This window comes from Pseudonocardia sulfidoxydans NBRC 16205 (genome assembly GCF_007989085.1).
Lineage (GTDB): Bacteria > Actinomycetota > Actinomycetes > Mycobacteriales > Pseudonocardiaceae > Pseudonocardia > Pseudonocardia sulfidoxydans.
In genome coordinates, this window is sequence record NZ_BJVJ01000005.1 from 49,237 (window position 1) to 61,130 (window position 11,894).

Genomic DNA, 11,894 nt, shown 5'->3' on the forward strand with positions numbered 1-11,894 from the left:
AAGACTGGACGTTAGAACCGTGCGAGCTCTATTGTCAACGTGTCTGTCCGTTAGAAGGAGGTCGCGCGGATGACCGATCCCGAGATCGAGACCGCCGCCGCCATCGAGACCGCCGCCGCCATTGAGACCGTCAGCGCCCTCGCCGAACCGCAGCGTCGCCGCCTCTACTGCTACGTCGTCGCCCAGCCCGATGCCGTCAGCCGCGATCAGGCCGCCACCGCGACCGGCCTGCCCCGGCACACCGCGAAGTTCCACCTCGACCGGCTCGTCGACGACGAGCTGCTCGTCGCCGAGTTCCGCCGGCTCGGCGCCCGGCGCGGCCCCGGCGCCGGCCGGCCCACCAAGCTCTACCGCCGCTCCCCCCGCGAGTTCGAGGTCAGCCTGCCCGAACGCCGCTACGACCTCGCCGCCTCCGTGCTCGCCGCCGCCACGGAGGACACCCTCACCCACGGCACCCACCTCGCCGACGCCGTCCGCGCCGCCGCCGCGGCCGCCGGCGCCCGAGCCGCGCGCTCCTGCGACGGCGACGTGCTCGCGACCCTCGCCGGTCTCGGCTTCGAACCCCGCGCCGACGCCGACGTCACCACGCTGGTCAACTGCCCGTTCCACCGGCTCGCCGCCGCCCACCCCGCGCTGACCTGCGGGATGAGCCTCGACCTGGTCCGCGCCGTCCTCGACGCCCGCGGCGAGCCCGCCGACCGGGCCGTGCTCGACCCGGCACCCGAACGCGACCGGTGCTGCGTGGTGCTGCACACCCCCGGCTCCGCGCTCACCCCGGGCGAGGGTCACGACGCACCGCCCGTCACGTAGCGCGGGTCCGGGGGCGGCAGCGGCGCCGGCGGCTGACCGGCCAGGATGTCGCCCACCCCCCGGTAGAACGTCCGCGCCGGTGCCTTCCCGCCGTAGATGTTGCCCGACCCGCAGCTGTAGGGCGGGCTGCCGTCACAGATGGGTCGCGGGGCGTTGCTGTCGTCGAACACGATCGACGCCCCCGCGAGCTGCGGCGTCGCCCCCACGAACGCAGCCGACTTGTACTGCTGCGTCGTCCCCGTCTTCGCCGCGACCGGCCGGTCCCAGCCCATCGCTCCCGCCGCCGCGGCCGACGTGCCGCCCGGGCCGTCGTCGTGGCTGAGCGCGTTCATCATGCTGTCCGCGATCCCCGGGTCGAGCGCCTGTGTGCAGGCAGGCTGCGTCACCGTCACCGGCGCCCCCGACCGGTCGGTCACCGACAGCAGCGGGTTCGGCGGGCACCACGTGCCGTGGCTGGCCAGCGTCGCCATCACGTTGGCCAGCTCCAGCGAGCTCGTCGGCGACACCCCGAGAGTGAACGACGCCTGCCGTTGCGACTTCGCGACGTCGCCGATCGACTGCGACCCCCGCGTGCGCGTCGCCGGCGTCGTCGCGAGCGAGGTCAGCCCGAGCCGCTCGGCCATGTCGACGACCGGCGGGATGCCCGTCGACTCCTCCAGCTTCACGAACGCCGTGTTCGGCGACTCCGCCAGCGCCTGGGTGAGCGAGAGCTGCGGGGCGTAGGTGCCGTCGTTGCGGACCGGGATCGGGGTGCCGCTGGGGCCCCGGTAGATCGGCGAGGTGTAGCCGCTGGCGGGGACGTCGATGATCGAGTCGATGCCGAGGCGGCCCTGCTCCAGCGCCGTCGCCGCGGTGAAGATCTTGTAAACCGAGCCGGCACCCATGTTCTCCGGGATGTAGGGCAGGCCGTAGCTCGACTGCCCCGGCTTGTTGCCGTACGTGCGGTTGGCCGCCATGGCCACCACCCGGTGCCCGTCGGTGCCCGGCTCGATCACGGAGATGACGTCGGCGACGTGCGGCTGCGTCGGCGGGACCTGCCCGTCGACGGCGGCCTTCAGCTTGTCGAGCGCGCCCCGTTCCAGCGTCGTCCTGATCGTGTAGCCGCTCGTCTCGAGCTGGTCGGCGGTGATGCCCGACTGCTCCAGGTAGGACAGCACGTACGCGCAGAAGAATCCGGCGTCGCCCGCGCCGATGCAGCCCTCCGCCGGCGCCGCCGCTGTGGCCTGCACCCCGATCGGCGACTGCAACGCCGCGTTCGCCTGGTCGGGGGTGATCGACCCCTGGTCGCGCAGCTGCCCGATCACGACGTCGCGACGCCCCTTCGCCGCGTCGGGGTGCAGCAGCGGGTCGTAGTCCGACGGGCTCTGCACCATCCCCGCCAGCAGGGCCGCCTGCGGGACCGTGAGCTGGTCGGCCGTCGTCCCGAAGTAGATGCGCGCCGCGGCGCCGACGCCGTAGGCGCCGTTGCCGAAGTACACGACGTTGAGGTAGTCGGCGAGGATGTCGTCCTTGCTCACCTTGTGGTCGAGGCTGATCGCGAGCTCGGCCTCCTTGAGCTTGCGCGCGTAGCTCGGCGCGACCGCGGCCCGGCGCTGGGCATCGGTGGTCGCGGCGACATAGAGGTCGTAGTTCTTCACGTACTGCTCGGTCAGTGTCGACGCGCCCTGTGTCGCGCCGCCGTTCGAGTTGTTGACCAGTGCCCGGGCCGCGCCCAGCGGGTCGAACCCGCCGTGCTCGTAGAAGCGCTTGTCCTCGATCGCGACGATCGCCGCCTTCATCGCCGGTGATATCTGTGCCGCTTTCACCGGCACCCGGTACTGGTCGAAGAGATAGGCGATCGGGTTTCCCGCGGAATCGGTCACCGTGGACGCGGCCGGCAGCACTCCCGACTCGAGATCGCTGGTCGACCCGACCGCGGATTCGACGACCTGTCCCGCGAACACCCCTGCACCGCCGACCGCCGGGAACACCATCGCCGCGAGCACCAGGCCCGCCGCCACGATCATGACGACCAGCCTGCCCAGCAGCGTCCGCGCACTCACCGTTGCGTGTCTACCAGGCCGGGACCGTGCGACGACGGCCACCCACGGCGGGTCGCGGCACCATCCGCGCCGAACTCCCGAAAGCAGACATTGCGCAGTTTCCGAACCCTCCGACAGGATTCTCCGGACCATTGCCGAAATGCGGGAGGAATGGGCTGAGAAGCGCCTGAGAATCGTCGGACCGACGCATGCCGGATTCACCGGGAGAGGCACACTGACCGGCATGGGTGAGCTGAGCTGGTGGCACTGGCTGATCGTCATCGGGGTGGCGGTCGTGCTGTTCGGTGCGAAACGGCTGCCCGACGCCGCCCGCAGCCTCGGCCAGTCGACCCGCATCCTCAAGGCCGAGCTGCGCGCCGACCCCGGCCCCGGCGCCGATCCCCACCCCAGCGCCGACCTCCACCCCAGCGCCGACCTCCACCCCGGCGCCGATCCCCGCCCGCCGGCAGGCCCGCAGCCCGCCGCGGACACCCCGCCCCCCGGCTGACGGACCCCGGCTGACGGACCCCGGCTGACGGACCCCGGCTGACGGACCCCGGCTGACGGACCCCGGCTGACGGACAACCGCGCGCAACCTCACTGCTGCATTCCGCCGCCGGGACGACCGTGAGGTTGCGCCCGGTCGTTCGCAGTGGGTCAACGCGGGATGCGCCGCCACACCGCGCGGGGCAGCAGCCGCATCCCGAAGAACACCGGCCGCAGCACCGCGGGCACCCACAGCTCCGCACGGCCCTTCGCCAGCGCCGCGACCGTCGCATCGGCGACCTGCTCGGGCGTGCTCGACAGCGGCGCCGGCGTCATCCCCGCCGTCATCCGCCCGACGACGAACCCCGGCCGCACCAGCAGGGTCCGGACGCCGCTGCCGTGCAGGGCGTCGGCCATGCCGCTCGCGAAACCGTCGAGACCTGCCTTGGCCGAGCCGTAGACGTAGTTCGCCCGCCGCACCCGCCACCCCGCGACCGACGAGTACACGACGAGCGCCCCGCTGCCCTGCGCCCGCAGCACCTGCGCGAGATGGGTGAGGACGTGCACGTGGGCGACGTAGTCGGTGTGCACGATCTCGACGGCGTGGGCGGCGTCGGCCTCGGCGCGGGCCTGCCGGCCGAGGATGCCGAAGGCCACGACCACGGTGTCGAGCCGGCCGTGGCGGGCGACCAGCTCGTCGAGCAGGGGCCGGTGGGACGCGAGGTCGTCGGCGTCGAACTCGACGCGTTCGACCTCGGCTCCACCCGCGCGGACGCGGCGTTCCTCCTCGTCGAGATCGTGGCTGCGGCGCGCGGCGAGCACGACCGTGCCCGCGCCCGCGGCGGACAGCCGCTCCGCGACGGCCACCCCGATCTCGCTGCGGCCACCGAGCACGAGCACCGTCGATCCCGATCTCACCGGGGCAGTGTCCCGGGCCGGGTCGCCGAGGACGCCGCCGGGGCGGGGCGGGGCCGTCTAACCTGTGTGTGATCGCCGACGTCGCCGATCGGCCCCTGACCCCGCGCGCCCCTCGAGGAGAGCCGTGCCCGATGTTGTGTTCGACGTCCGCTGGCCCGACGGGTCGACGCAGTCGTTCTACTCGCCGTCGCTGATCGTCAAGGACTACTTCGAGGCCGGCGCGCAGTACACGCTCGACGACTTCGTCGCGCGCACCCGCGAGGCGATGAGGCTCGCCGACGAGCGGGTCCGCGCGAAGTACGGCATGGGCTGCTCGGAGTCGGCGATGACGCTCGCGGGCGTCGAGTACGGGGCGCGGCGGTTCGCCGAGGGCGCCGACGACACCGCGGCGGGCGCCGGGAAGGTCACGATCGAGCGGTTCCGCAGCTGGGGACCACCGCAGGGGTACTGACCGCGGCACGCGCCGCGGTGCGCATACTCCCGGGATGCCCGCACCCGCACGCCGCGCCGCCGTGCTCGGCTCCCCCGTCGCGCATTCGCTGTCACCGGTCCTGCACCGCGCCGCCTACGACGCGCTGGGGCTGGCGGGCTGGGAGTACGGCCGCCGCGAGTGCGACGAGGCGGGGCTGCCCGGGTTCGTCGACGGGCTCGACGGGTCGTGGGCGGGCCTGTCGCTGACGATGCCGCTCAAGCGGGTGGCGATCGACGTCGCCGACCGGGTGTCGGAGCTCGCCGCGGCCACGGGCGCGGCGAACACCCTGGTGTTCACCCGCGACGGGCGGTCCGCCGACAACACCGACGTCGCCGGGATCGTCGAGGCGCTGCGGGAGGCGGGCGTCGTGACGGCGCGCGACGCGGTCGTCCTCGGCGCCGGTGGTACCGCGCGGGCGGCGCTGGCGGCGTTGCGGGAGCTGGGCGACCCCGCGCCGCGGGTGCTGGTGCGCGACACCCGCCGGGCCGCCGCGCTGCGGGAGGCGGCGGAGCGGCTGGGCGTCACCCCTGACGTCCGCGCCGACCTCGCCGATCCCGCCGACGCGGCCCGGGCCCTCGCCGGCGCCGGAGTGGTGATCTCGACGCTGCCCCACGGCGCCGCGGACGCACTCGTCGGCACGGGGTGGTCGGCGTCGACGGCGGTGCTCGACGCCGTGTACGCGGGCTGGCCGACGCCGTTCGCCGCGTCGGCGGCCGATGCGGGCTGCCGGGTGGTGAGCGGGCTGTCGATGTTGCTGCACCAGGCGGTCGAGCAGGTCACGTTGATGACGGGGCGGGCCGGGCCGGTGGAGCCGATGCGGGCTGCTCTTCAGGGCGCGGTGAGCACCCGTGCCTGACGACGTCTACACCCACGGTCACGCCGACAGTGTCCTGCGCTCGCACCGGAACCGGACCGCGGCGAACTCGGCGGCCTACCTGCTCCCCCATCTGCGGCCGGGGATGTCGTTGCTCGACGTCGGCAGCGGTCCGGGCACGATCACCGCCGACCTGGCGCGGCTCGTGGCGCCGGGGCCGACGCTGGGCATCGAACCGGTGGAGGACCCGCTCGCCGAGGCCCGCGCCACCGGCGCCGACGTGGCGACGCTGCGTTTCGAGGTCGCCGACGTCTACCGGCTGGACCCGGCGGCGGGGCGCTACGACGTCGTGCACGCCCACCAGGTCCTGCAGCACCTGACGGACCCGGTCGCGGCGTTGCGGGCGATGGGCTCGGTGCTCACCGACGACGGGGTCGTCGCGGTCCGCGACGCCGACTACGCGGCGATGACCTGGTTCCCCGCCGACGAGCGGCTCGACGCGTGGCTCGCCACCTACCGGGCGGTCGCGAGGTCCAACGGTGCCGAGCCGGACGCCGGTCGCCGGCTGTACGCGTGGGCCCGGACGGCCGGGTTCGGCGAGGTCACGGCGTCGGCGTCGGTGTGGTGTTACGCGACGCCCGCGGAACGGCAGTGGTGGGGCGGCGCGTGGGCCGAGCGGATCACGAGCTCACGGGTGGCGGAGCAGGCCGTCGAGCGCGGGATCGCCGACCGGGGCGACCTGGCGGAGATGGCGGCCGGGTGGCGGGCCTGGGCCGCCGACCCCGACGGCTGGTTCGCCCTGCTGCACGGTGAGGTCCTCGCACGTCAGCCCTTGTGAGCGGCGATAGTCGCTATAGCGACTATCGCCGCTCACAGGGTCAGACGACGTGCGGGCCGTCGAGCAGGGCGCGCAGGGCGTCGCGGTGGGCGGAGTAGGCGGTGCGGCCCTGCGCGGTGAGCGCGAACGTCGTGGTGGCGCCGCGGCCGCGGCCGCTCTTGTGGACGCTGACGTAGCCGGCCTGCTCCAGCGCGGACATGTGCTTGGACAGGTCGGAGTCGCTGATCTGCATGAAGTCCTTGAGGAAGCGGAAGCTCACCGAGGGCGCGTTGGCGAGCACCGCCATGGCCGCGAGGCGCTTGGGCGTGTGGATCGCGGGGTCGAGGCCGTCGATCATGAGCGGCCGGCGATCCCCAGGCGGGCGCGGGTCCGCGCGGCGGCCCGCTCGTAGCGCCGGTCGTACTCGGCGAGCCCACCGGTGACCAGGACGAACGCGGTCACCGCCGCGGCCGCGATCCCGAGCAGCCACCACACGAGTCCGACGCCGACCACGACGACCGCGACGCCGATGAAGTAGCCGCGCCACACCGGCGCGAGCTCCGCCGGGGGTGTGCCGCGGCCCGGCATCGGCAGCGCGCCGTGGGTGCGCGAGAGCCACACGAGGTAGGCGGTCTCGATGGCCACGAGCACCACCATCGCGCCGACGAACAGCAGCGCGCTCTCCCGCCACCAGACGAAGGCACCGACCATCGCACCCGCCCACAGTCCCATCAGGGGGAAGTGCCACCACGGCGTCGCCGGGTAGTTCACGTAAGGAGCGGCCTCGGCGCGTTCGAGCTCGTCGAGCGCCACCCGGGGGTCGAGGTCCCTGTCGTCGGTCATGGCCCGACTGTACTTTCCACTTTCGCAAGTGACAACTTCTCGGGCCGGCTCACCCCGTGCGACAACGGCGTCGGTACCGTGGGCACGACGCACACCGACGACGAGCAGGGGCGAGGGCGATGAGTGGGACCGGGCGGGCCGGCGAGGCCGAGCCGCAGCGTGGCATCGCACAGTCCGACACCCTCGGCGTGGCCGGGACGATCCTCGGCGTCGCGGGCGTCGTCGGCGGGCTGTTCATGCCGCTCGCCGCGTGGGCGCTCGGTCTGGCCGCCATCGTCCTCGGGATCATCGCCAGGACCCGCGGCGCGGGCGGCGCGTGGATCGCAGCCGTCGTCGTCGGGGCGCTGTCGATCGTGTGCGGCATCGTCGTGCAGCTGGTCGTCCTCAACCAGTAGCCGCGCGAACACCGGAATACCTCGCACCGGGCCGCAGCAGCCCCGGTTGCTCTTGCGCGCGTGGGTAATTGCGGCAGGCTGTGCCCCATGGCCCCGCACCCGCGCGCCGGTACCCCCGCGCGCCCCGAGGACCTCGTCGACCTCGACGAGCTGTTCGCCGCCTACCGCGACCGCCACCCCGACCCGCAGGTCGTCGCCGAACGCGTCGCGTTCGGCACGTCCGGCCACCGCGGATCGTCACTGGCCACCACGTTCAACGACGACCACATCGCCGCCACCAGCCAGGCCATCGTCGAGTACCGCACCGCGCAGGGCACCGACGGCCCGCTCTACCTGGGCCGCGACACCCACGCACTGTCCGAGCCCGCCTGGACGACCGCCGTCGAGGTCTTCGCGGCCAACGGTGTCGACGTGCTGGTCGACGCCGACGACCGGTTCACCCCCACTCCGGCCGTGTCCTTCGCGATCCTCACCCACAACCAGGCCCGCACGACCGGCCTCGCCGACGGCGTCGTCGTCACCCCATCGCACAACCCGCCCGCCGACGGCGGCTTCAAGTACAACCCGCCCCACGGCGGACCCGCGGGCACCGACGCCACGGGCTGGATCGCGAACCGCGCCAACGAGCTGCTGGAGGCGGGCCTGAAGGGTGTGCAGCGGGTCGGGCTCGCGCAGGCCACCACGCGCCCGTTCGACTTCCTCGGTACCTACGTCGACGCGCTGCCCGCCGTCGTCGACCTCGACGCGATCCGGCAGGCGGGGGTGCGCGTCGGCGCCGACCCGCTGGGCGGCGCGTCCGTCGACTACTGGGCCGCGATCGCCGAGCGCCACCGCCTCGACCTGACCGTCGTCAACGCGGCCGTCGACCCCCGGTTCGCGTTCATGACGCTGGACTGGGACGGAAAGATCCGGATGGACTGCTCGTCGCCCTACGCGATGGCGTCGCTGGTGTCGCGCATGGCGGACAACCCCGAGTACCGCATCGCCACCGGCAACGACGCCGACTCCGACCGGCACGGCATCGTCACCGCCGACGGCGGGCTGATGAACCCGAACCACTACCTGTCGGTGGCGATCGGCTACCTGTTCGCGCACCGGCCGGGCTGGCCCGGCGGCGCGGCGGTCGGCAAGACCGCGGTCAGCTCGTCGATGATCGACCGGGTCACCGCCGACCTCGGGCGCACCCTGCTGGAGGTGCCGGTGGGGTTCAAGTGGTTCGTGCCCGGCCTGCTCGACGGCTCCGTCGGGTTCGGCGGCGAGGAGAGCGCGGGCGCGTCGTTCCTGCGCTTCGACGGCTCGCCCTGGTCGACCGACAAGGACGGCATCATCCTGGCGCTGCTGGCCGCGGAGATCACCGCCGTCACCGGGGCGACACCCAGCGAGCACTACCGCGAGCTGACGGGCCGCTTCGGCGACCCCGCGTACGCGCGCACCGACGTCGCCGCCACCCGCGAGCAGAAGGCCCGCCTCGGCAAGCTCGCCGCCGACGACGTCACCGCCACCGAGCTCGCCGGCGAGCCGATCACCGCACGGCTCACCAGCGCCCCCGGCAACGGTGAGCCCATCGGCGGGCTCAAGGTGACGACGGGGTCGGGCTGGTTCGCGGCGCGCCCGTCCGGTACGGAGGACGTCTACAAGATCTACGCGGAGAGCTTCCGCGGCGCCGAGCACCTGGCGCGCATCCAGGAGGAGGCCCGCGACGTGGTCTCCGCGGCACTCGGAGGAGCGTGACGATGTCGGGCAAGTCGGAGAAGGGCAAGCACGCCAAGCACATCGGGTTCGGCATCGACATCGGCGGCTCCGGCATCAAGGGCGCCCCGGTCGACCTGCGCAAGGGTGAGCTGGCCGACGACCGGCTGCGCATCCCGACCCCGCAGCCGGCGACGCCCGACGCCGTCGCCGAGGTCGTCACGAAGGTGCTCGACCACTTCGGCTGGGACCGCGAGTTCGGCTGCACGCTGCCCGCGGTCGTGCAGCACGGGGTCGTGCGGACCGCCGCGAACATCGACCGCAGCTGGATCGGCACCGACGCCCACGAGCTGATGAAGAAGGCCACCGGCCGCACGGCACTCGTCGTGAACGACGCCGACGCCGCCGGTGTGGCCGAGGTGCGCTTCGGCGCCGCGAAGGGCAACTCCGGCGTCGTCCTCGTCTCCACGCTGGGCACCGGCATCGGATCGGCGCTGGTCATCGACGGGAAGCTCTGGCCCAACACCGAGCTGGGCCACCTGGAGATCGACGGCTACGACGCCGAGAAGCGCGCCGCCGACTCCGCCCGCGAACGCGACGACCTGGAGTGGGACGCGTGGGCGGAACGGCTCACCCGCTACTACGGCGTGGTCGAGGCGCTGCTGTGGCCGGACCTCATCGTCGTCGGCGGCGGTGTCAGCAAGAAGTCGTCGAAGTGGATGTCGAAGGTGGACATCCACACGAAGATGGTGCCGGCCGAGCTGCTCAACGAGGCCGGGATCGTCGGCGCCGCCGTGCTGGCGTCCGGGAAGTGAGGTGAGCCGTCGTCGCGGCCGCGCCCCGGCGCAGGCCGCGACGGCCGCGGCGGTTCAGCCGACGAGGACGGCGCGCGGGGCAGGGATCCTCGCCTCGTCACCGCGGGTCGCCTGCGCGTAGGCCGCGAACACGTCGAGCAGGCTCGGTTCCTGCGGCGCCGCCGGGGCGCCCTCCACCAGCAGCCAGCCGCCGCGGGCCTGCAGCCGTGTGCGCAGCGGGTCCAGCGCCCCGCGCAGCGCGGCATGCGCGTCGGGGGATCCCACGACGTCGACGATGACGTGCCGGGCACCCTCGACGTCGGCCACCGCGAGCAGCCGCGTCGCGCGGCGGACGGCCGCGGCGTCGAGCGGCCCCCGCACCGACACGACCACGTCGTCGTCGCCGTGGAACGCGACGGCCACGGTGGCGGCGGCGTCGGCCCCGGCGGGCGTGAGGTGGGTCGGCGCGGAACGGGTCACGGTGGGATGGGGGGAGCGCACTGGTCCTCCTCGACGAGCTGCCGGGAACGTCCCGGGACGGGCGGCGCGCGCCTGCCTCCGCCGCTCCTCCACGTGAGGAACGTGCCCCCGATGGACCAGGCGTCGCTGCCGACGCGGAGTCCATACCCGACACCCGTCGGCCCGGTAGGGACCAAGGGCCCCCGAGCGCCGGGCGGGTCCCGGGGAGCGGTCAGCCGCGGACGTCCCGGCGCGGGTGCGCCAGCGCGGCGACGGCCTCCTCCGTGCTGAGCGCGGTGATCGGCAGCACCGCGTGCAGACCGGTCTGGGTGAGGACGCGGGCGACCGCACCGTGGTCGGTGCCGGTGATCCGCAGCCGCAGCCCGCGGCGCTGCGTGGCGTCGTGGACGACGAGCAGCGCCTGCAGCGCGGTGGACGTCAGCAGGTCGACGTCACGCAGGTCGAGCACGACGTGACGCTCCTGGTGGAGGTGGAACTCGACGCGGACCACCAGCTCGGGGACGGTGACCATGTCGAGCTCGCCGTCGGGACGCAGCACCGCCACCGTCGGCACCGGCACATGGGCCCGGACCTCGAACCCACCCGGTGCCGGACTGGTCATCGGACTCATCGTCACTCCCGGCGGAACGTCTGTGGGGAACGGCGCGCATGCTGCCTGCTCAACACGATGCGTCTCACCAGGTACTTTGGCCGACCCCGACCCGCCGGGCAACCGCGGAACGGTCCGGATCGGTTCAGCGGCCGCGCATCTTCCCGCGTGGCGCAGGCAACAGCGCAGTCCCGTCTCGAAATGAGACACTTCAGCCGGTTGCGGTGTCCCGACCCGCACCGCACGGGTGGACCGGCACCACCGTCGACGTCGACGCGGCACCCTCCCCGACACGTCCGCGCAGACGCGGGCCCGGCCGCTGGAGACCAACCCATGATCCGCATCTGCGAGCGCTGCTACGGCCACGTGGCCGACCACGAACCGCACGTCCAGCTGGCGCACATCGACCACGCGCTGGCCGACGGCAGCGTCGTCTGGAACCACTCCCACGTGCACACGACGCCGTGCGCGGCAGCCGGGAGCGGCCGGTCGCCGATCGAGGTCCCCGACCGTGGCGACTGGGACGACCGCCGCCGCGGCCTCTCCCCCGCCGCGTCGGCGCACATCGCCCGCCGCCGCGAGCGGGTCTCGCCCCGCGCCTGAGCCGCGCTCAGCGCTCCCGGCGTTGCGGCAGGTCGGTGCCGCAGCGCCAGCACACCGTCGCATCGTCCTCCGGGACGGCGGCGCACTCCGGGCACAGCAGGTGCGCGAAGCAGGCGGGTGAGCCGCCGTCGTCGTCCACCTCGGGGTCGGGCTCGTTCACACC

Annotated in this window: 16 protein-coding genes; 9 read left to right on the forward strand and 7 right to left on the reverse strand. The window is 73.7% G+C overall.

Annotated features, from left to right (window positions below):
* The first annotated feature begins 69 nt into the window (after nucleotides 1-69).
* Nucleotides 70-810, forward strand: coding sequence for a helix-turn-helix transcriptional regulator (locus PSU4_RS04175; protein ID WP_147102614.1), 741 nt, complete (start codon nucleotides 70-72; stop codon nucleotides 808-810).
* Here the strand turns inward: PSU4_RS04175 and PSU4_RS04180 are convergent.
* Entirely contained in the window at nucleotides 786-2,852 is a 2,067-nt protein-coding gene (locus tag PSU4_RS04180; protein WP_246114927.1) for a transglycosylase domain-containing protein, read from the reverse strand. The genes PSU4_RS04175 and PSU4_RS04180 overlap by 25 nt on opposite strands.
* Nucleotides 2,853-3,075: 223 nt before the next feature.
* Between PSU4_RS04180 and tatA the strand changes: the two genes are divergently transcribed.
* Entirely contained in the window at nucleotides 3,076-3,339 is a 264-nt protein-coding gene (tatA, locus tag PSU4_RS04185; RefSeq protein WP_147102615.1) for a Sec-independent protein translocase subunit TatA, read from the forward strand.
* A gap of 149 nt (nucleotides 3,340-3,488) precedes the next feature.
* Here tatA and dprE2 read toward each other — a convergent pair whose 3' ends face one another.
* Entirely contained in the window at nucleotides 3,489-4,235 is a 747-nt protein-coding gene (gene dprE2, locus PSU4_RS04190) for a decaprenylphospho-beta-D-erythro-pentofuranosid-2-ulose 2-reductase (protein ID WP_507763232.1), read from the reverse strand.
* A gap of 124 nt (nucleotides 4,236-4,359) precedes the next feature.
* Between dprE2 and PSU4_RS04195 the strand changes: the two genes are divergently transcribed.
* The 3 genes from PSU4_RS04195 to PSU4_RS04205 are packed head-to-tail and all read left to right on the forward strand — an operon-like array spanning nucleotide 4,360 to nucleotide 6,359.
* Complete coding sequence (locus PSU4_RS04195) at nucleotides 4,360-4,686, forward strand: MSMEG_0570 family nitrogen starvation response protein (protein WP_147102616.1); 327 nt, start codon at nucleotides 4,360-4,362, stop codon at nucleotides 4,684-4,686.
* Nucleotides 4,687-4,720: 34 nt separating this feature from the next.
* A complete protein-coding gene (locus PSU4_RS04200) occupies nucleotides 4,721-5,563 on the forward strand; it encodes a shikimate dehydrogenase (protein WP_147102617.1) in 843 nt (280 codons plus the stop codon).
* On the forward strand, nucleotides 5,556-6,359 hold the full coding sequence (locus tag PSU4_RS04205; RefSeq protein WP_147102618.1) for a class I SAM-dependent methyltransferase: 804 nt from the start codon (nucleotides 5,556-5,558) through the stop codon (nucleotides 6,357-6,359). Before PSU4_RS04200 ends, PSU4_RS04205 begins: the two co-directional genes overlap by 8 nt.
* A gap of 40 nt (nucleotides 6,360-6,399) precedes the next feature.
* Here the strand turns inward: PSU4_RS04205 and PSU4_RS04210 are convergent, their stop codons facing one another.
* Both PSU4_RS04210 and PSU4_RS04215 read right to left on the reverse strand, forming a co-directional pair.
* Nucleotides 6,400-6,696, reverse strand: a complete 297-nt coding sequence (locus tag PSU4_RS04210) for a winged helix-turn-helix domain-containing protein (protein ID WP_147102619.1) — start codon at nucleotides 6,694-6,696, stop codon at nucleotides 6,400-6,402.
* The gene (locus PSU4_RS04215) at nucleotides 6,693-7,181 is read right to left on the reverse strand and encodes a hypothetical protein (protein WP_147102620.1); all 489 of its coding nucleotides are present in this window, start codon (nucleotides 7,179-7,181) and stop codon (nucleotides 6,693-6,695) included. The genes PSU4_RS04210 and PSU4_RS04215 overlap by 4 nt, the downstream gene beginning before the upstream one ends.
* Before the next feature lie 119 nt (nucleotides 7,182-7,300).
* Between PSU4_RS04215 and PSU4_RS04220 the strand changes: the two genes are divergently transcribed.
* The 3 genes from PSU4_RS04220 (at nucleotide 7,301) to ppgK (ending at nucleotide 10,080) form a co-directional block, all read left to right on the forward strand.
* Nucleotides 7,301-7,576: a hypothetical protein gene (locus tag PSU4_RS04220; protein ID WP_147102621.1), complete on the forward strand. Its 276-nt coding sequence runs from the start codon at nucleotides 7,301-7,303 to the stop codon at nucleotides 7,574-7,576.
* A gap of 87 nt (nucleotides 7,577-7,663) precedes the next feature.
* Nucleotides 7,664-9,307: a phosphoglucomutase (alpha-D-glucose-1,6-bisphosphate-dependent) gene (gene pgm / locus PSU4_RS04225; RefSeq protein WP_147102622.1), complete on the forward strand. Its 1,644-nt coding sequence runs from the start codon at nucleotides 7,664-7,666 to the stop codon at nucleotides 9,305-9,307.
* A gap of 2 nt (nucleotides 9,308-9,309) precedes the next feature.
* Nucleotides 9,310-10,080: a polyphosphate--glucose phosphotransferase gene (gene ppgK, locus PSU4_RS04230; RefSeq protein ID WP_147102623.1), complete on the forward strand. Its 771-nt coding sequence runs from the start codon at nucleotides 9,310-9,312 to the stop codon at nucleotides 10,078-10,080.
* Between the two features lie 54 nt (nucleotides 10,081-10,134).
* On the opposite strand, the gene PSU4_RS04235 is transcribed toward ppgK, so the two are convergent.
* Both PSU4_RS04235 and PSU4_RS31125 read right to left on the reverse strand, forming a co-directional pair.
* The gene (locus PSU4_RS04235) at nucleotides 10,135-10,539 is read right to left on the reverse strand and encodes an STAS domain-containing protein (RefSeq protein WP_147102624.1); all 405 of its coding nucleotides are present in this window, start codon (nucleotides 10,537-10,539) and stop codon (nucleotides 10,135-10,137) included.
* A 211-nt stretch (nucleotides 10,540-10,750) separates the two neighbouring features.
* Nucleotides 10,751-11,140 (reverse strand): STAS domain-containing protein, encoded by a 390-nt coding sequence (locus PSU4_RS31125; protein WP_186816727.1) that lies wholly within the window; start codon nucleotides 11,138-11,140, stop codon nucleotides 10,751-10,753.
* A gap of 321 nt (nucleotides 11,141-11,461) precedes the next feature.
* Here PSU4_RS31125 and PSU4_RS31130 point away from each other — a divergent pair, with 321 nt between their 5' ends.
* Entirely contained in the window at nucleotides 11,462-11,731 is a 270-nt protein-coding gene (locus tag PSU4_RS31130; RefSeq protein ID WP_186816728.1) for a hypothetical protein, read from the forward strand.
* A gap of 7 nt (nucleotides 11,732-11,738) precedes the next feature.
* Here the strand turns inward: PSU4_RS31130 and PSU4_RS31135 are convergent, their stop codons facing one another.
* Nucleotides 11,739-11,891, reverse strand: a complete 153-nt coding sequence (locus PSU4_RS31135; RefSeq protein WP_186816729.1) for a hypothetical protein — start codon at nucleotides 11,889-11,891, stop codon at nucleotides 11,739-11,741.
* Nucleotides 11,892-11,894: the final 3 nt, after the last annotated feature.